Origin of the sequence: Microvirga soli, from assembly GCF_016734765.1 — a bacterium.
Lineage (GTDB): Bacteria > Pseudomonadota > Alphaproteobacteria > Rhizobiales > Beijerinckiaceae > Microvirga > Microvirga soli.
In genome coordinates this window covers 23,675-43,523 of record NZ_JAERQE010000012.1, presented here as the reverse complement: position 1 = coordinate 43,523, position 19,849 = coordinate 23,675, and the positions used below count along the sequence as shown (strand labels likewise).

The window sequence follows — 19,849 nt, the reverse complement described above, 5'->3', positions numbered from 1 at the left end:
CCCGACTTCCAACCGGACATCCTATGACGTGCAATGTCTTATTCGCTCATCAGAACTTCCCCGGGCAGTACAAACTGCTCGCGCGCGAACTCGGGAGCCGTGACGGTTACAAGGTCGTTGCAATCGGGCAAAAGTCGCCCTTCGCGCATGACTTCGGGCCTGTTCAGTATCACGCATACACCTCCGGACCGGACACAGGCGCCGACCTCTTCCCGCCCCTCACCTTTTTCTCGGAGCAGGCGCGGCGGGGCGACATCGTGCGCCAGCACCTGCTTGAGCTGAAGCAGCAGGGTTTTGCGCCGGATCTCTGCTTCGTGCACCCTGGCTGGGGTGAGGCTCTGTTTTTGCGGGATGTGTTTCCCAGGACCAAGATCGTCTCGTATCTGGAATACTATTACCGGAGCCGCGGCAGCGATCTCGACTACGATCCTGAATTCCAGGCTCCTTCGGTCGACTTCCAATATGTCCCGCTGCGCAATCTCCCCACACTCCAATCGGCTGCCGAGGCCGACGCCTTGATCTCACCGACACGGTGGCAGGCTCAGACCTTCCCAACTCCCCTGTCAAATCGCATCAAGGTCCTGCACGAGGGAATTGATACCGAATTGGCAAAGCCCGGAGTGGCGTCACCTCTGGCGGTGCCATCATCCGGCGTGATCCAGCCAGGCCACACGCTCATTACCTATGTGGCCCGCTCCATGGAACCCTACCGAGGCTTCCACAGCTTCATGCGGGCGCTCCCATATCTGCAGAAGCATCTTCCCCATGCTCACGTGGCGATCGTTGGCAAGGAGAAGACAAGTTATGGCCGCAACCCCGCGCGTGGACGCACGTGGAAGCAGGTGATGCTCGATGAGCTCGGCCCCCAGGTTGATTGGAGCCGGGTTCACTTCTTGGGGACCCTGCCCTACCCAGCGCTGATCAACCTGTTCCGCCTTTCGACCGTCCACGTCTATCTGACGTACCCGTTCGTGTTGTCATGGTCCTTGCTTGAGGCCATGGCCACCGGATGTGCGGTGGTGGGCTCGGCGACCGAGCCGGTGATGGAGGTGATCCAGGATGGCGAGAACGGCCTCCTGACCGACTTCTTCGACCCCCGTGAGCTGGCCGACAAGGTTGCAGGATTGGCAGAGGACGCCGATCTGCGAAACCGGCTGTCAGCCCACGCCCGCAGCACGGTTGTGGAGCGCTATGACTTTCGCTCGGCGAGTTGGCCCGCCTATGAGAGACTCATCTCTGACGTGCTTGCCGCATGAGGCAACAGGCGCCGCCGGAGCGGCGCCTCAATGTTGGCGCGACTGCGAATGTCACTTCGTCTTTTTGCCGCCAACCGACCGGTTTCCCTTTACGGCCGCAAGGCATTCCGCGTAAGCGTCGAGCATCCAATCGCGGTCGAAGACCGTGCCTGACTCACGCGCGGTGGCCTGCTCTAACTGCGCGAGGTACCGCAGCAACGCGAACGCAACGACCTCGGGGCTGTCCCCCTCAAGATTGACTGGCCGGCTTGCGCCCCCCTTCGTCTGATCTGCAACTGATCCTGCACGCCCCAATGCCATTTGGCTTCTCCTATTGTTCCTTGAGAGCAAAGTCGTAGATTCTAAGCACCGGATCCAGGAAATATGCAAGGATCGTGCGCTTTCCCGTTTCGATGGTGACCTGCGCTGGCATGCCCGGTGTCAGTTCGACCTGGGCCTGCTCAAGCTGTTTGGGATCAACCTTGACGACCCCCTTGTAGTAGGTCGTGTTGCTCGCCTTGTCGTCAAAGCGATCCGCCGACACCTTCTCAAGCCTGCCCTCAATCGCAGTTTGATACTTCTGACGGTAAGGCAAGAGGTGGATGCTGGCGGTTTGGCCCGGCCTCACCCGGTTGATATCGGTCGGCGAGATCTCAACCGCGAGCACCAGGGGATCGTCCTTCGGCACGATCTCGAGCGCAGTCTGGCCTGGGGCGAGCGTGGCCCCGGACCCGAATACGGACAACCCATACACGTAGCCACTTTCCGGAGCGGCGATCACGGCCTGCTCGAGGCGGCGCTGGGCCCAGACCAGCCGAGGCTCGATCGTTGCAAGGTTGGCATCGTTCTCCGCACTGTCCTTGGCGATGCTCTCCAAGCGTTCCTTCGTGAGCTGCTCGCTCTGGATGTCAGCCGCACGGATTTTGTCCTCCTCGGCCGTGATCGATCCCGCTAATGCGGAGATGTCGCCCAGGAGACTTGCCGCCGTGCGCTCCAGAGTCAGTACACGGGGGCGCGCCACAAGCCCTTTCTCCAACAACGGCAACAGGGATTGCAGCTCTTGCTGCACGCTCGTCAGCTGCGCTTCGGCAGCCCGGATCCGATCGCGCAGCGCGCCGATCTGGCGCCGGCTGCCGTCCACCTGCTGCGTCAACAAGCTGATTTGACCGAGGTAAGCGGCACGGCGGGCGGTCAGGAGCGCCGCTTCCTGCCGGAACAGCATCTGGATCTGCGGGTCACCCTTTTGGTCCGACAGCTGATCCGGAAACTTGAGGTCCGGCGCATTGGCACTTTCCGCTTGAAGCCGGGCGGCCCGCACGAGAGCCGCGGCGCGGCCGCTGCTCAGAACCAGGGCCTCTGCCTTGGCATCCGCCAGTTCAAGCTGGATCAGCTTTTGCCCTTTCTCGACGAGTTGCCCCTCGCGCACAAAGACAGTGCCGACCTCCCCGCCCGTGTGGTGCTGAACGGCCTTGCGGTTGCCTTCAACCGCCACCTTGCCGGGTGAGATCGCGGCGCTGGCCACCGACATGGTGGACGACCACGCCGTGACGGCTGCGACGAGAGCCAGCGCGGCAACGCCGCCGAACAGCACCGGGCCGAAGGCTGTGTCCTTGAAGGGCGCGGGCGCGGATTGAGCGGCAACAGGCACAGGCAGGTGATTACTCGTTGACATGGGCCACCTTCTTGACGATCGCCGGGCGACCAATGTGTTTGAACACGTCTTGAGTTGGGCCGAAGCTGACCAGCACGCCCTCCTTGAGCACGGCGGCCTGGTCAAGGTGAAGCACGAGGTTCGGCCGGTGCGTGATCAGGATTACAGTCGTTCCGCGATCTCTCAGATCCAGCATGCACGAAACCAGCGCTTCCTCACCCGGGCCGTCCAGATTGGAGTTCGGCTCGTCCAGAATCACGATCGACGGGTTGCCGATGATGGCGCGTGCCAGCGCAATGAGCTGGCGCTGTCCGCCCGACAGCATCGTGCCTTCATCAAGAGGCGTCTCGTACCCTTTGGGAAGCCGAACGATCAGATCATGCACCCGTGCACGCTTGGCTGCATCGATGATGTCATCATCGGAGAACCGGCCGAACCGGCCAATGTTGTCGGCAATCGTACCCGGCAGGAGGCCGACCGACTGAGGCAGATAGCCGAAGAAGGATCCGAACTCGTCATTGCTCCACTGGTTGAGCTCTGCGCCGTCGAGGCGCACCGTTCCGACATTGGGGCGCAGGCCGCCGGTGAGAATGCGGGCAAGCGTCGTCTTGCCGGATCCGTTCAGGCCGATCAGGCCCAGGCTCTGGCCGGCCGCCAGGTGGAAGCTGATGCGCTTGAGAATCGGCCGATCGGAGCCTGGCGGCACAAAGGTCACATCCTGGCAGGTGATCGATCCGGCCGGGCGCGGCAGGTGCAACGAGGTGATCACCGCCGGGGTCTGCGTGAGCGCGGCGTCGATCCGGCGCATGGAGTCCTTGACCGTGTGGTAGTCCTCCCAGGCGGCGATTAGCTGGTCGATCGGCTTCATGGCGAAATTGAAGATGAGGATCGCGGCGAACACAACGCCTGCCGGCACGTGGCCGTTGATAACCTGAAGAACACCCACACCCATCAAAATGCCCTGCATCAGAATGCGGGCGGCGGCGAGGAACGACGAAAACGACACACCGCGGCCGCTGGCAATCAGCTGCTCCTGGATCGCCTTGTTGCGCTCGCGGCGCCAGCGCCCGACAACAGCATTGAGCATGCCGAGCCCCATCACGGCATCGGCGGAGCGGGTGGCCGCCTCACTGAACTGTTGCGAGGCGTTGCCGATGACGTTGGCTTTGATCAGGGCGCGTTTGGTCAGGATCGAATTGAGGATCGTGGCCGCCGCTGACACGGCGAGACAGAGGCCGGCAACAAGACCGATGACCGGGTCGATCGCCATGAGCACGCCCCAGAACAGGAACCCCCACGGCATATCAATCGCCGCGAGGGCGCCCTTGCCGGTGACGAACTGGCGGTAGCTGTCGAGATCCCGGATCAACTGCGCATTGGCCGGGCCACTGCCGCTTGCCGAGCGCCGCATGATGACGGTGAACAGGCGATCGGCCAGGCGCTGTTCGATGCGGGCGGACGCCCGCACCAGCAAGGTGCCCCGAACCCACTGAAAAACACCCTTGGCGCAGACCGCGAGGGTCAGGCCGATCCCGAGGGCGATCAGCGTCTCCCAGCTCCGGGCCGGGATGACCCGGTCGTAGAGCTGGAACATATAAACCGGATAGGCCAGCAGCAGGATGTTGACAAAGGAGTTGAAGCCGAGGGCAAACAGAAAATGCGCGCTGCAGGCGCGCAGCGCGGCCCTTACGTCATCATCCTGGACGGAATGGTCGCTGTTCTTATTCATCATACATCTTTGCTGTCGGGCCGCAGAAGCCCAAATCGGCCGTTAGCCAGCCTTCGTGGAGCGACGGGGCGAGGACCGGGTCCCTGTCGCAGCCGATGGCTGACTGAGAATGGTCAAACTACGCGAATCGAGCTCGGTCGAAAACGGGTCCGCACCAGAATTCCTATCAGTGCAGACAAAATCCAGCTCAGGCAACAGCGGCAAAGTGGCCTGTGTCTGACCCTCACGGATCACCTGGCCGAGCAACAGCCCTTCCATGGAGTAAAACCGCGGCATGCCGGCAGTCGTCACGGCGTAGCCGGGGCCAACCGCCGCTGCGGTGAGACGAGGCTCGACGAGGCGCAGCGGGTCAGCGCCGAGCACATCATCGTTTGCCCTGCCCCCGATATGGAGCACCGGCTCCGTCTGCAGGTGATCCAGCACCCGCCTGAGCCAGTCGCTGTGGCGCGGGACGGCACCGGCCCGCACGAACACAGCCGGATGGGCAGCTGTGCACAGGTGCCGCACGACCTGGGCCTCGGTAGCGCGCGCACTGTAACACGTCATCCGCAGACAAAGCTGGTATGTCTCAGACCACTCGCGCGCCGCTGCAGCAACTGTATCAGCCAGACCGCCGTCGAACAGGCAGAGATGCACCCGGATCGGCGTCGTTCCCGTCGTGAGAAACAACCCGAGCACGGTGCGGTGGGCTGCATCCAAGTCGCTGCCGACAAACACATGGACCTCGGCGCGGGGGTCCGGGAGGGCCGCTCCGAAGTCGCACACGCGCGCACGACTCGGGAGTGCATAATGGTCTGAGGCCGTCGCCAGCGGGTGGATGAGCGCCGCAAAGGCCTCGGGCTCAACCGAAGCCACCGACCGGAAGGCGCGCGCGAGCGCCGGCATGGCGGGATCCGTTGCGCCTGTTTCCCGAATCCAAGCAGAGAGGCGCTGGCCGGCGCAGGTCCACTCAATCCTGTAGCAACCGTCGGGTCCGACGGGCGCCGGGAAGGATGCCAGGATCTGCTGCTGCCACTCAGAGGCCTCGCCCTCGGTGTCACGGGCGACGATCCGGGGTTCGATGACCTCGGGCACGCCAAAGGCCTCAACATGAACGGCTTCGAGATCGAAAGCCGCTCCCGACACGCCCAGAAGCAGCACCACCTCATCGCTGGGCAGACGGACCGCTCTGACCACCTCGAGGACACCAGTGTCGATGACCGTCGAGCCCTGCGGCTGGCACTGGTTCGCCGCCCATGCCGCGAGTTCAGGCGAAGGGTTCTCAACGGACCGGTGCAGGGCCTCCACGAGCGTGTGGTTCGGGCCGCGTGGGGCAACCGGAACCGACAGAGCGGATGGGCGCACGTCGAGGCTCACCCGCACCAGGGATCCCGCCCCATCAAGATACAGCTGCTGCACGCTGGCGTCGCTCACCCAAAGAACGACTTTTCCGTCGCCGGTGGTGAGGAGCTGTGCGACATCGCTGCGAAAGCCCTCGTCCGAAAAACCAAAGATGCGCAGGCTGTCGTCCTGGGCCTCAACGTCGACTTCGACAATGCGTGCATCGGACAGCTTCGTGATCAGGCGGCTCGGCGCCTGCCAAATGCTGATGTAGGCAAGATAGCGCTCCAGGACGGGAGCGGCGCCGGCGCCCTCGAACCGGTTGGCAATCAGGGTGAGAACGCGAACTGTGTCGGCATTATCCCAGCGCGCAAGCTGCGCCACAGCACGAACAATTTGAACCTCGCCGGCAGGCAGGGACACGTGCAGGTCACACTCAATCCCGTCGCGCAGCTGCGCCGCCTGGATGAACAAAACCTCAAGGCTGCTCCCCGGCCGGAACAGCTTTTTGCGATCGAGCACGGGCGCGGACGCTCCCCCGATCTGCACATTCTCGATGCTTCCGCCATCGGCCAGCGAGCACCAGACAAACGCTTCGTTGGCTGAATGGGGGATGACGAACAAAGCTGAAGCCCCCGGTGCGTTCGGCACCGGGAGCTTTGCATAATCGCCGTGAACGGCCTGCATCAGAACTGGAAGAACTTCGACGTGATGTCGTCCGGCTCGAAGCCGATCAGCTTGAACTGGGTGCCGTCGCCCTTGACCGTCACGATCGTGTTGCCCTGGCCGTCGCTGTCGAAGTCAAGACCCTTGAACTTCGACTTATGCGCAGCCGTCTCCGAGAGGTCGATGATGTCCTCACCGAGCTTGAAGTCGGCGATGGTGTCGATCTCACCCGCCGCGCCCTTGGCGATCTCGAAGGTGTCCTTGCCAGCGCCGCCGCGCAGCCAGTCGGAGCCGGCCTGACCGAAGAGCGTGTCGTTGCCCGAGTCGCCGAACAGCGTGTCGTCGCCCGAGCCGCCGAAGAGCACGTCGTTGCCCACCAGACCCTTGAGCACGTCGTCACCGGCTTCTCCGTAGAGACGATCGTTGCCGCTGTCGCCCAGCAGGCTGTCGTCACCGAGACCGCCGAAGAGCGAGTCGTTGCCCTCACCACCGTACACAGTGTCGTTGCCGGCATCGCCATCGAGCTTGTCGTTGCCGTCATCGCCCCGGAGCGTGTCGTTGTCGTTGCCGCCGGAGAGCGTGTCCTTGCCGTCACCGCCGCGCAGCACGTCGTTGCCATCGCGACCGTAGAGGAGATCGTTGCCGGAGTCGCCGAAGAGCGAATCCCTGTCGTCGCCGCCGTCGAGCGTGTCATTGCCGTCGCCGCCCCGAAGGGTGTCACGACCCACGCCGCCGTAGAGTTTGTCGCTCCCGTCACCACCCACCAGCGAGTCATTTCCGACATCGCCAAACAAGGTGTCGTTGCCGTCGTCGCCGAAGACCTTGTCGTTGCCGGCGCCACCGGCCACGAGGTCGCGGCCGTCGCCAGCGCGAACGGTGTTGTTGCCGCTGTTGCCGGCGATCACCTCGTTATAGCGGCCACCGGTGACACTGATGTTCGCCGATCCGGTCAGGATCACGCTGTCGAAGCCCGTGCCGTTGATGTTGATCGAACGCGACGTCTCGACAACGTCGAAGCCCGAGCCCTGGCCACTGATCTTGGCCAGCTTGTCGCCGCTGCCCAGGACCACATAGTCGGACGACTTGGTTGCAGAAAACGTCTGAGAGCCCGGCAGATCACTCAGATCACGGAACCGAGCAGGATCATCCCGCAGCGACCTGGGAACTGCATTGAGAAATGCAGAATACGCTTCGGGCGAAACGTGCCCGTCAAAAGCAGCTCGTACTGTTGCCATAACACCCCCTGCGAGCCCGTTTCGAGCTCGACCATTAATCTACTCTGCTGATGTACCACGTCGGAGATGACATTTCTGTCACGGATTCAACACAGATAAGAACTTATTAAGCCTAATTTGGCGCAAACCGGTCTTTTCTGTGAAATTGACATATCATATCACTTTGCCAGGCCGCTGCTATCTTACTGAAATCGTTTTTAAATTACACAAGGCATCGGCCCAGCTGCCGAATCGTTACCTCGTAAGAGTTAATCCTTCGGGAATTCTCATGTTCTAGGATTTCTGTCAATCCCAGCACGGGCTGATTTGACTGCCGCGGGGAGCGCTTTGCTGGCTCCGAGAGTGTGCGACACTCAAGAGGCGTCCTGTGGGCCCATGCGGAAAGCACAAGGCCGATTCCACATTGGTTGAGACGGTGCCCGGAGCGTCGGCCACTCGTCTCAAAGGACTCGCTGTCCTGTGAATTCCTATCCGCCATGAGGAGTGACGATTCCGGCGTCCATCACTCCCGATGGGCGGCAGTGGCCACCCAGCTAACATGACCGGAGCTTGCTGCGGAACGCCGCCTCCTCTTGCGCGACAGCTCCCGCAGCGTCAGCCGCTCAGAGATCGTGCGCCTGAAGCTGCGCCAGCAGCATTTGGCCGTACTTGGTTTTGGACAGTTTGGCCGCCACCTCTTCGAAGCTCCAGCGGTCGATCCAGCCTTGCCGGTAGGCAATCTCCTCGGGCGAAGCGATCAGCTGACCCTGCCGGGACTGCAGAACACGCACGAATTCTCCGGCTTCGAGAAGTGACTCGTGCGTACCGGCATCAAGCCAGGTGTACCCGCGCCCAAGACGCTCGACATAGAGACTGCCCTGGTTGAGGTAGACGTTGTTCAGATCGGTGATTTCCAGTTCGCCGCGCGCCGATGGCTTGATGCTCTTTGCAATCTCGACCGCCTGCTCATCATAGAAGTAGAGGCCGATCACGGCCCAGTGGGATTGCGGGACAGCCGGCTTCTCCTCGATCGAGGTGGCACGGCCGTCGCCATCGAAGGCCACGATGCCGTAGCGCTCCGGATCCTCGACCCGGTAGCCGAAGACGGTGGCTCCTTCGCGCCGTTGATGCGCCTGCTGCAGCACCTCGGTGAGGCCATGGCCGTAGATGAGGTTGTCGCCAAGGACCAAACAGGAGGGGTGACCCTGCAGGAAGTCTTCGCCGATGATGAAGGCCTGTGCCAGACCGTCCGGGCTGGGCTGCACCGCATATTCGAGGCGGACGCCCCATTGGGCGCCTGTGCCTAGCAGCTTCTTGAAGGCCGCTTGATCTTCAGGCGTCGTGATGATCAGGATTTCCTTGATCCCTGCCAGCATCAATGACGTGAGCGGGTAATAGATCATCGGCTTGTCGTAGATCGCCAGAAGTTGCTTCGAGGTCGACAGCGTGAGCGGATGCAGGCGTGTGCCCGAGCCGCCTGCGAGGATAATGCCTTTTCGGTTCATAGTGAGCCCCGTGTACTTTCTGTTTGGATTACGAATGCGTTTGGTTCTGTGACAGCAGCTGCGCCACGGTGGCGTCGGTGGCCTCGTGCCAAGGGCGCGCGGTATACCCGAAGGTGCGGCTGAACAGGCTTGAGTCGAGTTCCGAATTGGCCGGCCGCTCGGCCGGCGTCGGGTACTCCTCCGTCCGGATGGCCACGACCCCAGGCGCGCGGCCGGTGAAGGGTGCTTGGGCCTCGACGATGCGAGCCGCAAAGCCGTGCCACGTGGTGACGCCCGACCCGGCGAAGTGATAGGTGCCTGGCACCGCCCTGCCCTCACCCAGAGCCTGGGCCACAGCCAACAACCCGTTGGCGAGGTCGGCCGTCGATGTGGGGCAGCCCCTTTGATCGGCAACGATCCGCAATTCCTCGCGCTCGGCGGCAAGCCGCAGGATGGTCTTCAGGAAGTTCGCCCCATAGACGCCATACACCCATGAGGTCCGCACGATGACATGCTGCGGCAGATGATGGCGGATCGCGTCCTCGCCGGCCAGTTTACTGCGGCCATAGACCCCGAGCGGGGCCACGGGGTCGCTTTCGCGATAGGCGCCGGTCTGCGAGCCGTTGAAGACATAATCGGTCGAGACATGGATCAGGGGAACGTTGGCGGCCGCACACGCCTTGGCCAGGACCTCGGGACCCGTGGCATTGGCCTGAAAGGCCGCAGCCTCGTCCGTCTCGGCACGGTCAACCTTGGTGTAGGCACCGGCGTTGAGAACGACACGGGGGCGGATCTCGGCCAAGGCCCGCTCGACCTGCGCAGGATCCGCAATGTCAGCTTCGGCCCGGGTCAAGCCGGTCAACGGCACATTCCCGCCGCGCGCAAGCCCGGTCAGTTCCTGCCCCAGTTGCCCGCCGCTGCCAAACACCAGGATCATGCCACCTGCCCCAGCCGCTCGCCGCGGTACACACCGGACCGGATGCGCTCCCACCAGGGCCGGTTCTCCAGATACCAGCGCACGGTCTTGGCCAGACCCGTTTCAAACGTTTCCTGCGGCACCCAGCCCAGATCCTGGCCGATCTTGGTCGGGTCAATGGCGTAGCGCTGGTCATGACCGGGCCGGTCGCGCACGAACGTGATCAGGCTCTGGCGGGAGCCGATCCGCTCGTCCGGTGCGATCGCGTCGAGGATCGTGCAGATCGCCTGGACCACCTCGAGGTTCGTCTTCTCGTTGTGGCCGCCCACATTGTAGCTCTCGCCCACTTTGCCGGTAAGAGCGATCAGAGCGAGCGCCCGGGCGTGGTCTTCCACGTAGAGCCAGTCGCGCACATTCGATCCGTCGCCGTAGACCGGGAGCGGCTTGCCCTCCAGCGCGTTGAGGATGACGAGCGGGATCAGCTTCTCCGGGAAGTGATAGGGCCCATAGTTGTTCGAGCAGTTGCTCACCACGACCGGCAGCCCGAAGGTGTGATGCCAGGCCCGCACTAGGTGATCGGAGGCCGCCTTGGAGGCCGAGTACGGCGAGCGGGGATCGTAGGCGGTGGTTTCGGTGAAGTAGCCGTCCGCCCCGAGGGAGCCGAAGACCTCGTCGGTGGAGATGTGATGGAAGCGGAAAGCGTCCTTGTCCGCGCCCGACAGGCTCTGCCAATGGGCCAGAGCCGCTTGTAGCAGCGTGTAGGTGCCGACCACATTGGTCTGGATGAACTCGCCCGGTCCGTCGATGGAGCGGTCGACGTGGCTCTCGGCCGCCAGGTGCATGACGATGTCGGGGCGGAAGGCGGCAAACACCTCCCGCAGCTTCGATGCATCCAAGATGTCGGCCTGGACGAACGTGTAGCGCGGGTTGTCCGCGACGGGCTGGAGCGAGTCGAGGTTGCCGGCATAGGTCAGCTTGTCGAGGACGAGCACCTGATGCTCCGTCTCGTTGATCAGATGCCGGGCCACGGCTGATCCGATGAAGCCGGCGCCGCCGGTGACCAGGATGCGCTTCGAGGGTGAGGTGACAGACATGAGATGAGCCCTGAGGTCCTGGTGCTAGGCGGCCGAGGCGGCGCGATGGAAGCGGAAGGGCGACGAGAACCCGGCAAAGGCCGGCTGCGTCTTGTCCTTGTCGGACAGGATGGCGTCCTCGGGCGCAATCGGCCAAGTGATGCCGATGGTGGGATCATCCCAGGCCAGGCCGGCGTCACAGGCTGGCGCATAGAAGCCGTCGACCTTGTAGGCCACCTCGGTGTTCGGCTCCAGGGTGCAGTAGCCGTGGGCGAAGCCGTGCGGCACGAAGAGCTGCTCACCGCCGTCAGCCGTCAGCATCTCACCCACCCACTGGCCGTACGTTGGGGATCCCAGCCGCAGATCAACGGCGACGTCGAAGATGCTCCCGCGCAGAACGCGCACCAGCTTGGCCTGGGGCTCAGGAGGAAGCTGGAAGTGCAGGCCGCGCAGGGTGCCTTTCTGCGCCGAAAAGGCCTGATTGTCCTGCACGAACACCGTACCGCCGAGCAGGTCGGCGAAGGCGCGCGTGCTGTAGGTCTCGGCAAACCAGCCCCGCGCATCGCCGAAGCGCCGCGGAATGAGGCAGACCACGTCGGGAATTCCAGTTTCTTTAATCGTTAGATTTGACATCGTGAACTCGCAAAAAATGATGGTGTCGTTTAATCCCGTGCGTGGCGTTGGCGTGCATCGGGCCTGATGTCGGGGCGAAGTCCCAGCTGTTTCGCGTATTCATGGCTGGCAATGCTCGACAGATCAAAGGGTTGAACGCATGACTTGCCGGGTCTCGGAACCCCAGGCACTCGGTTGCTGAAGGAGCCTCTCGTAAATGGCTTCATGGCGTGCGAAATGGGTTTCATCCGCATCAAGCCGTGCCTGCGCCAGGTCACCGAGGAGCTGAGCGTTTGGCTTGATGCGCTGGCGGATGATCCGGGTGATCAGTTCAGCCAAGGCGCCAGGACTGCGCGCAGGAAACAGGAGATCCGTTCGGCTGTCGATTTTCTCGGCCATCCCGCCAATGTTGGCACAGATCAGGGGCCGTCCGGCGATGCGAGCCTCCTGGATGACGACGGGGGAGTTCTCCCACCAGATCGATGGAACGATAATCCAGTCGCAGGCCGCCATGAGGGTGAACACGTCCTCCCCACGATAGCTTCCGATCAGGGACACCGCATCATTGACATCCTCCAGAAGGCGATCGGTCCGCTCGTGGAACGGGGTGTCGCGGTATTGTTGGTTCTCGCCATGGATGCGGAACGTCACCTGACGGCGCACATCCTCGGGTAAGAGCGATATCGCCTCAAGCAGGACGTCATACCCTTTGAACGGGTTGATCTGCGCAAAGAAGCCAAACACCACCCTGGTTACGTCTGCCATCAACTGCGCCTGGGCCGGTCCTTGACCTGTTGCGTTCCGGTTCTGCGCCATGCCGGATCGGTCGAGCAGGTTCTCGATCACCGCAACCTGGTCCTGCCCAAGCCCCCAGGCGATATAACGCTCCTTCAGAAACTCACTGGGTGCAATGAACTGGTCAACCGACGCCAGAAGCGATTTCAGGATGGTGGTGCGCACGAAGAATTTTCCGGCGCTGACCGAGGGAAAACAGAGGCCGCACTCGCCCGGGGACGCCACATGACAGAGCCGACCATTGCTCTTCACCATCTGGCCGAACTGAGCGCAGATCGCGGCAAACTCGTGCAGGGTGAAAACGACCCGGACGCCAGCCTGCTGGAACAGATCAAAGATCTCGACACCCCAGTGGATGAAGTGATGAATGTGAACGATGTCCGGCCGCACAGACCGAACAAGGTCGCTTACAATCCGCTTGAGTACGTCATAGCCGAGGCTCTGAAACGTAAAGCCATCAACCGGTGGGGTCGCGACCAGAATCTCATCGGGCCGTCCCCGAAAGCTTCCAAACATTGCATCATGACCGATGGTCTCCGAGCCGGCATAAGCGGCAAACACCACCTGTGTGACTTTCGGAGCCCGCTTGAGGCGCTGGAACAGCGAATACGCCGCCCGTTCGCCCCCACCGGGGCTCAGATCTGGATGACCATGGGAGAGGATGAGAACGCGCATGGGCCGGCCTCAATCCACTCTCGCCTGTGAGGCGGGATGATGAAGGGCGGCCTGCAGAGAGTGACGCTTGCGAACGGTGATTGGCCGCCGCCCAGCAGCCTGGGAGGCCGGCACCCTGATATGGGTGGCCGATGGTTCGGACAGGTGAGCATCCCACCGGGCGTTGAACGTCAGACAGTTCAGATAGGTGACTGCTTCACGCAGGTGAGCATCCCCCATCGCGCGAATGGACTGCCGCTCCAAATGGTAAAGGCCCGGCGCAACGTGCACCCATATCTCAGCCCCGCTCTGCTGGGCCCTCAGGCACAGGTCGGCATCTTCGAAGTCCCCACGCTCGTAGGCGGCATCAAACCCTCCGAGCGTCCCGTAGAGATCCGACGACAGAGCCATCAGGGCTCCCGTCACGGCAGGAACACGGCGCCCCTCGTCTCCCTCGAGCAGGGCGGATGGCAGGCCTTTCAGGGGATGGTCAGCCAACCTCATGTCACCGACGAGAGGCGAGCGCGGGAACTCCATTCCGACGTGTTGAATGGTGTCGTCTTCAAACAGAAGTGAGAAACCGATGATCGCCTCGGGCTCCCGAGCCTGACGCCTTCCCCGGATTGCGGCGGCTGCCTGGTTCAAAGCCGCGACGTCGACCACCATGATGTCGGAGTTCATGAGGACGAGGACGTCGCCTCGTGCGGCCATGGCCCCGAGGTTGTTGGCTCGGGCATAACCATAATTGTCCTCGCATTCGAGCAGTACGGTCGGAACCACAATCGACGAGCGGCGCGCGCTCAACTGACCGTACACGCGCGGCCAGATGCGGGGGTCATCAACCACGAGGATCATCTCAAACCCGGGCCCCAGAAGTCGCTGCAGATGGGACGCACAGTTGAGAAAGAACGCATCCCCGTAGAACGGTATGATGATGGAGACCAGGGGTTCGGCTTCATCGATCGGAGGCCCAAAGGTAAAGCGCCGCGCCCGAGCGGATGTCTTGGGCCGGGCGAGGATAGGCCGGTACACATGCTGGACCAGCGCCCGCGGCAGCGACTGGATCGGCCCGAAGGCCTCCTTGACACGCCTGAATGCCTGCTGCTCGTCGTTCACCCCGTTCACGGTCAGAGGACCATAGAACACAGTCGCATCGCCGGCAGGGTCAGCCTCCACGAAGTAAACTTCTCGAGCGACCTGGCCTGCCGTTGCGCTGAGAACAGCTGTGAAATCAGGGCCGTCAGGGTGCTGGGCGACACCTTCGGGGCTCGCGCCAGGCTTAGCTCCGTCGTGGCTGCGCGCGTGGTATGCAATCAGGAACGGCGGCACCCAGGAGCGCAGATCCGCACTGACAATGTGCATATTTGGACGGACGGCCCCCTTGATCCGTCCGGTTAACACCAGGCCGGCATTGGCAAGGATCGTGCCGGTAACCTGCACCTCGTTAAATCGTTCAAGCGCTTCGACTTTGATTGTCTTATCGAGGGCGGCTGCCACCGCTGGCACCCCAGCGGTCTGAACCGCAGCACGCAGAGCCTCCTTGAGCACCGGATCATCCAACCTGGCGATGGCAAGGCCGCTGATGGACAGGGCCCTCTCATTCAAAGCAGCGGAAGTTGCCTGCACCGTCACGATCACCGGATTGGTTGCGCTGAACTGACGACGCGCCTCGTCCGCAAACGCCACCAGGTACGCCCGCATCCGCCGTACTGGGATCACCCGGCGGCCGGGGCCATCCTGGTTTTGCTCCAAGCCTGAGGCTGCCGATGGGATCTCAGCCCAACTGTGGCGGGGGACCAACAGAACAGCGCCATCCTGCTCAAGGCGGCAGCACAGGGCGGGATCACCGCACAATGGCGCCGCAACGCGGATCAGCGCGAGGAGAACGCCTCCGAATTCAAACAGTTCATCGATCTGAGCGTGCATAGGACATCAGGCGGGTTGATGGCGCTGACCGCGCGGATTTGCTGCTAGCCCGGCAGCCTTTTCAGGCGCATGGAGCGTTGCCTTTGGCGAACTGGCCGGGCTCATCGCTGAGACAGCAAGAGATCAGGAAAAACGGGCCAGCACGCTTGGCTGACCACACCATCAGGCTCGACATCAGGAATGCCCCAATTAATTCGCTTCTCAGGCGAGCGATTCGTCTTATTGATCGACTAACATTACTCTAATCGAAAGTAAATAAATAGCAGCACGCAGGGCGGCGCGAATAAAACCTCGCCGTATCAAAACAGCAGAGTTTCAACAGATAAGCTTGGCTTTACGTTGCAATCCCGCCCGGAAATTAACCAATTTCGCAAAATTCCCTTCTGATTTGGCATGTCCTGCGTCGGAAGAGCACAGGGAAGCGTACAGTTACTTCTAGAGCCGCTGAGGGGGACATGAGGCTTTTGACCGCGTCTCCTCCAGGCAAGACGCCACATTCCGATCTTCCTTATTGCCACAGCTTATGGCAAGGAAGTCTCAAAGCGACGATCCTGCGCGAGATCCTGACCTCGGCTGCAACTAACGGCGCAAGTCAAAAAATACATTAATACTTGTGGGGCACCAGTGAAGACATTCTCGCGACAGGGTGGTCACACCGCGCTCGATTTTTTCGACGAGCTCGAACGGCGGATCGGTGATGAAACGGGGCTGGCACAGGCGGCAGAGGAGCGTCCGTCCACGCCAGAGGAGCTTCGCTCTCTCCTGCTACAGGCGAAGCTTTTCGACGGAGAGTGGTATGTCCGCGCGTATCCGGACGTTGGTGAGGCCGGCGCGGACCCTTTCGAGCACTACATCACCACCGGTGCCTTTTCCGGGCGACGGCCGAACCCCTACTTCGATGCCGCTTGGTACCTGGCGACCTACGCCGACATCAGGCAGGCTGGGATCGAGCCCCTCACCCATTATGTTCTGATCGGCGAGCGCGAGGGGCGCCGGCCGACCCCGATCTTCGACCCAGTCTGGTACCGCGAACGATATCGAATTGAAGGCCAGGGCTTGGCGTTTGCCCACTTCCTCGCGCACCGCACCACAGGGCAGGTCAGCCCGCTTCCCGAATTTGATGCCGAGTACTACTACCATACCTATCCGGATATTGCCGCGGCGGCGATCGATCCCTTCGAGCACTACATCAACGCCGGGTTTCGGGAAGGCCGCAATCCGTCCGCTGATTTTGACACCCGCTTCTACATCAAGCGGTACCTGGGGGGCTCAACCGCCGAGTGTCCGCTGTTTCATTTCATCGCGCACAAGCATGAGCCGGGTGTCCACGGGCGTATGCCGGAGGACGAGGTCTCGATTCCGCGCGAGATCAAGCGGTTCACCAAGCCCGGTCCGGACTTTGAGGAGTTCAAGCCGGTGGCTGCGGTGTCTGAGCCGCGGGTGAAGCTGCTCGCCTATTACCTGCCCCAGTTCCATGCGTTTCCCGAAAACGATGCCTGGTGGGGCAAGGGCTTCACGGAATGGTCGAACCTGCCGCGCGGCATCCCACGCTTTGCCGGCCATTATCAGCCGCGGGTGCCGCGCGATCTCGGCTTCTATACCCTGGAGACCAATGAGGCGCTCCGGCGCCAGGTGAAGATGGCCCAGGACGCCGGGGTCTTCGGTTTTGTTTTCTACTATTACTGGTTCAACGGCCGGCGGATCATGGATGCTCCGATGGAGCGCTTCCTCGATGATCCGTCGATCGAGATGCCGTTCTGCGTGATGTGGGCCAACGAGAACTGGACCCGCCGGTGGGATGGCGCGGAAAGCGAAGTCCTGATCTCCCAGGATTATCTGGAAGACGATGATGCCCGCCTCGTGGCCGATTTCGGCCGCCACTTCCAGGACCCGCGCTACATCCGGGTTCAGGGGCGCCCCCTGCTCATGATCTACCGCCCACGGCTGATCCCCGACACGGTCGAGACGCTCGCCCGCTGGCGCGCGATGTTCCAGGAACAGTTCGATGAAGATCCCATCATCGTCATGGCTCAGAGCTTCAACGACACCGACCCGCGGGTCTTCGGCCTTGATGGGGCAATCGAGTTTCCGCCGCACAAGCTGACCGCCGCGATCCCCTCGATTGCCAACAATCTGCAGATCCTGGACCCCGAGTTTGACGGCAGGGTCTATCACTATGACGACGTTGTGCGGGTCTCGCTCGAGGACGCCCCGTCGGCGTCCTTCCCGCTCATCAAGACCGCTGTGCCGAGTTGGGACAATGATGCCCGCCGGCAGGGATCCGGCCTTACGCTGATTGGATCGACGCCGGCCAAGTATGAGACCTGGCTGAACCAGCTCATCGACCAGGCCAACACCACACCGTTCTTTGGCGAAGCCTTTGTGTGCGTCAACGCCTGGAACGAGTGGTGCGAAGGCGCCTACCTGGAACCGGATCTGCACTACGGCGCGGCCTATCTGAACGCCACCAGCCGGGCCGTCACGGGCGTGTCGCAGCGGACCAACTCGCGCGTGGTCCTGATCGGGCATGACGCCTTCCCGAGCGGAGCGCAGCAGCTCCTCCTCAACATTGGGCACGACCTGCGCGCCCGCCATGGCGTGGAGATCGCGTTCCTGCTCCTCGGCGGAGGCAAGCTGCAGGATGCCTATGCGGCCCTGGCTCCGACAACGGTGGCAGGCAGTGACCAGGAGGCCCTGCGCCGCCTCAGGGAATTACACGAGCGCGGATTCACCAGCGCAATCGTCAACACCACAGCCGCCGCCCGGATCATTCCCGGCGCCAAGACTCTTGGCTTCGACACGCACCTGCTCGTGCACGAGCTGCCGCGTATCATCCGGGAAAAGAACCTGGCGGCTGGCGCCAAGGCTGGCTTGGCGGCCGCCACGAGCGTGGTCTTTCCGGCGCCATACGTTCGGGACAAGGTGACGGAGGCGCTGGACATTGCGGTCGACAGCCGGATGCGCATCATTCAGAACGGGCTCTACAAGAAGGTCAGCTTCTCGGCCGAGGCGGCTGCACAGGTGCGCACCGAGCTCGGCCTCACCGCCGACGACTGCCTCGTGCTCGGTATGGGCTACGCTGACATGCGCAAGGGCTTTGACCTCTTCTTGTCGCTGTGGCGCATGCTCCAGGCGCCGTCCGCCACCTCCAACCAGCCGGGCCGCATGCATTTTTGCTGGGTAGGCGGCATGGACCCGCAGCTGGAAGACTGGCTCGGAATCGAGCTCGCGGATGCCAAAGCCACCGGCACCTTCCACCTGGCCGGCTATCAGACAGCCGTTGAAAGTTATTTGTCTGCGGCAGATGCCTTTGTGCTGACCTCGCGCGAGGATCCCTTCCCGTCCGTGGTCCTCGAGGCTCTGAGCACCGGAACCCCGGTGGTGGCGTTCGACCGCTCCGGCGGCATTCCTGACATGCTGCGGGAAACCGGCTTCGGAGCCGTGGCGCCGCATGGCGACGTCGACGCAATGGCCCGGGCGCTCGTTGAACTGACCAAGGAGCCCCGCAGCCTGGAGGCGCGGCGCGAACAGCAGGAGCAGGCACAGCAGGCCTTCGCCTTTGCGCCCTATGTGCAGCACCTGTTGCGCCTGGTGCTGCCCGGTCTGCAGAAGGTCTCCGTGGCGGTGCCCAACTACAACTATGCGCGCTTCGTGGCCGATCGCCTGGGCTCCGTGTTCGGCCAGTCCTATCCCGTCCACGAGGTGATTGTGCTGGATGACTGTTCCACCGACGACAGCATCCCGGTGATCCGCCAGGTGTCCGGCGAGTGGCGCCGCTACATTCAGCTCGTTCCCAACGAGGAGAACTCCGGTTGGGTGTTTGCGCAGTGGCGCAAGGCGGCCGAGCTCGCCACCGGTGATTACCTGTGGATCGCCGAAGCCGACGATTTCGCCGAACCCGCGTTCCTGGCCGAGATCATGACGGCGATGGAGGAGGATCCCAGCATCGTGCTGGGGTTCTCAGACAGCCGGACGATCACCAGCGACGGCTTGCCCCAGTGGGACAGCTACAAGAGCTACTATGCGACCGTTCAACCCGGCGCACTGAGCCACAGCGGCGTCTTTGACGGCGATGAGTTCGTCCGGCGGTTTATGTCAGTCAAGAACCTGATTTTGAACGTCAGTGCCGTCGTCTGGCGGCGCGATGCCCTGCTGCGCGCCCTTGACCGGTGCGAGGACGATCTTGCCACCTTCCGGATGGCGGGCGACTGGCGGCTCTATCTCGAGGTGCTGTCGGAGCCAGGTGCGAAGGTGGCCTATGAGGCAATGTCCCTCAACGTCCACCGGCGTCACGCCGAGAGCGTGACCCACTCGATGCGGGCCGATAAGCACGTTGCGGAGATTGAAGGGATCCAGGAGCTTGTGGCGCAGGCCTTCGACCTGCCGAAGACCATCCAGCGGGCTCAGCAATCCTATCTGGCTGAGGTGACCGACCAGCTCAAAGCCAAACGTCCTGCCGATGCGGAACCCGAGCCGGATCCCGCGCTCAACAAACCTCGCAGAGTATTCCGAGTCGTCAAACAAACGAATAATTGAAAATCACTGAGCCGCATATCAGCCAGACCCAATCGTAT

12 protein-coding genes are annotated in these 19,849 nt (G+C 62.5%); 2 read left to right on the top strand and 10 right to left on the bottom strand.

The features are described 5' to 3' along the window. Positions 1–23: 23 nt before the first annotated feature. Entirely contained in the window at positions 24–1,256 is a 1,233-nt protein-coding gene (locus tag JKL45_RS12605) for a glycosyltransferase (protein ID WP_201861487.1), read from the top strand. Between the two features lie 310 nt (positions 1,257–1,566). Here the strand turns inward: JKL45_RS12605 and JKL45_RS12600 are convergent, their stop codons facing one another. From JKL45_RS12600 to JKL45_RS12555, 10 genes are all read right to left on the bottom strand, one after another. Further along, positions 1,567–2,907, bottom strand: a complete 1,341-nt coding sequence (locus JKL45_RS12600; protein ID WP_201861486.1) for an HlyD family type I secretion periplasmic adaptor subunit — start codon at positions 2,905–2,907, stop codon at positions 1,567–1,569. Next, positions 2,894–4,618, bottom strand: a complete 1,725-nt coding sequence (locus JKL45_RS12595) for a type I secretion system permease/ATPase (RefSeq protein ID WP_201861485.1) — start codon at positions 4,616–4,618, stop codon at positions 2,894–2,896. Before JKL45_RS12595 ends, JKL45_RS12600 begins: the two co-directional genes overlap by 14 nt. Before the next feature lie 39 nt (positions 4,619–4,657). Next, positions 4,658–6,622 (bottom strand): hypothetical protein, encoded by a 1,965-nt coding sequence (locus tag JKL45_RS12590; RefSeq protein ID WP_201861484.1) that lies wholly within the window; start codon positions 6,620–6,622, stop codon positions 4,658–4,660. Further along, positions 6,622–7,836, bottom strand: coding sequence for a calcium-binding protein (locus JKL45_RS12585; RefSeq protein ID WP_201861483.1), 1,215 nt, complete (start codon positions 7,834–7,836; stop codon positions 6,622–6,624). The genes JKL45_RS12590 and JKL45_RS12585 overlap by 1 nt, the downstream gene beginning before the upstream one ends. 602 nt (positions 7,837–8,438) lie before the next feature. Continuing rightward, positions 8,439–9,320: a glucose-1-phosphate thymidylyltransferase RfbA gene (gene rfbA, locus JKL45_RS12580; RefSeq protein WP_201861482.1), complete on the bottom strand. Its 882-nt coding sequence runs from the start codon at positions 9,318–9,320 to the stop codon at positions 8,439–8,441. 28 nt (positions 9,321–9,348) lie between these two features. Then, the gene (gene rfbD, locus JKL45_RS12575) at positions 9,349–10,236 is read right to left on the bottom strand and encodes a dTDP-4-dehydrorhamnose reductase (RefSeq protein WP_201861481.1); all 888 of its coding nucleotides are present in this window, start codon (positions 10,234–10,236) and stop codon (positions 9,349–9,351) included. Beyond that, entirely contained in the window at positions 10,233–11,309 is a 1,077-nt protein-coding gene (rfbB, locus tag JKL45_RS12570; RefSeq protein WP_201861480.1) for a dTDP-glucose 4,6-dehydratase, read from the bottom strand. Before rfbB ends, rfbD begins: the two co-directional genes overlap by 4 nt. Before the next feature lie 24 nt (positions 11,310–11,333). After that, positions 11,334–11,921: a dTDP-4-dehydrorhamnose 3,5-epimerase gene (gene rfbC / locus JKL45_RS12565; protein WP_201861479.1), complete on the bottom strand. Its 588-nt coding sequence runs from the start codon at positions 11,919–11,921 to the stop codon at positions 11,334–11,336. A 123-nt stretch (positions 11,922–12,044) separates the two neighbouring features. Then, positions 12,045–13,370: a glycosyltransferase gene (locus JKL45_RS12560; RefSeq protein WP_201861478.1), complete on the bottom strand. Its 1,326-nt coding sequence runs from the start codon at positions 13,368–13,370 to the stop codon at positions 12,045–12,047. A gap of 9 nt (positions 13,371–13,379) precedes the next feature. Beyond that, positions 13,380–15,275 (bottom strand): glycosyltransferase family 2 protein, encoded by a 1,896-nt coding sequence (locus tag JKL45_RS12555; protein WP_201861477.1) that lies wholly within the window; start codon positions 15,273–15,275, stop codon positions 13,380–13,382. Between the two features lie 624 nt (positions 15,276–15,899). Here JKL45_RS12555 and JKL45_RS12550 point away from each other — a divergent pair. Next, positions 15,900–19,811 (top strand): glycoside hydrolase family 99-like domain-containing protein, encoded by a 3,912-nt coding sequence (locus tag JKL45_RS12550; protein ID WP_201861476.1) that lies wholly within the window; start codon positions 15,900–15,902, stop codon positions 19,809–19,811. Positions 19,812–19,849 lie beyond the last annotated feature (38 nt).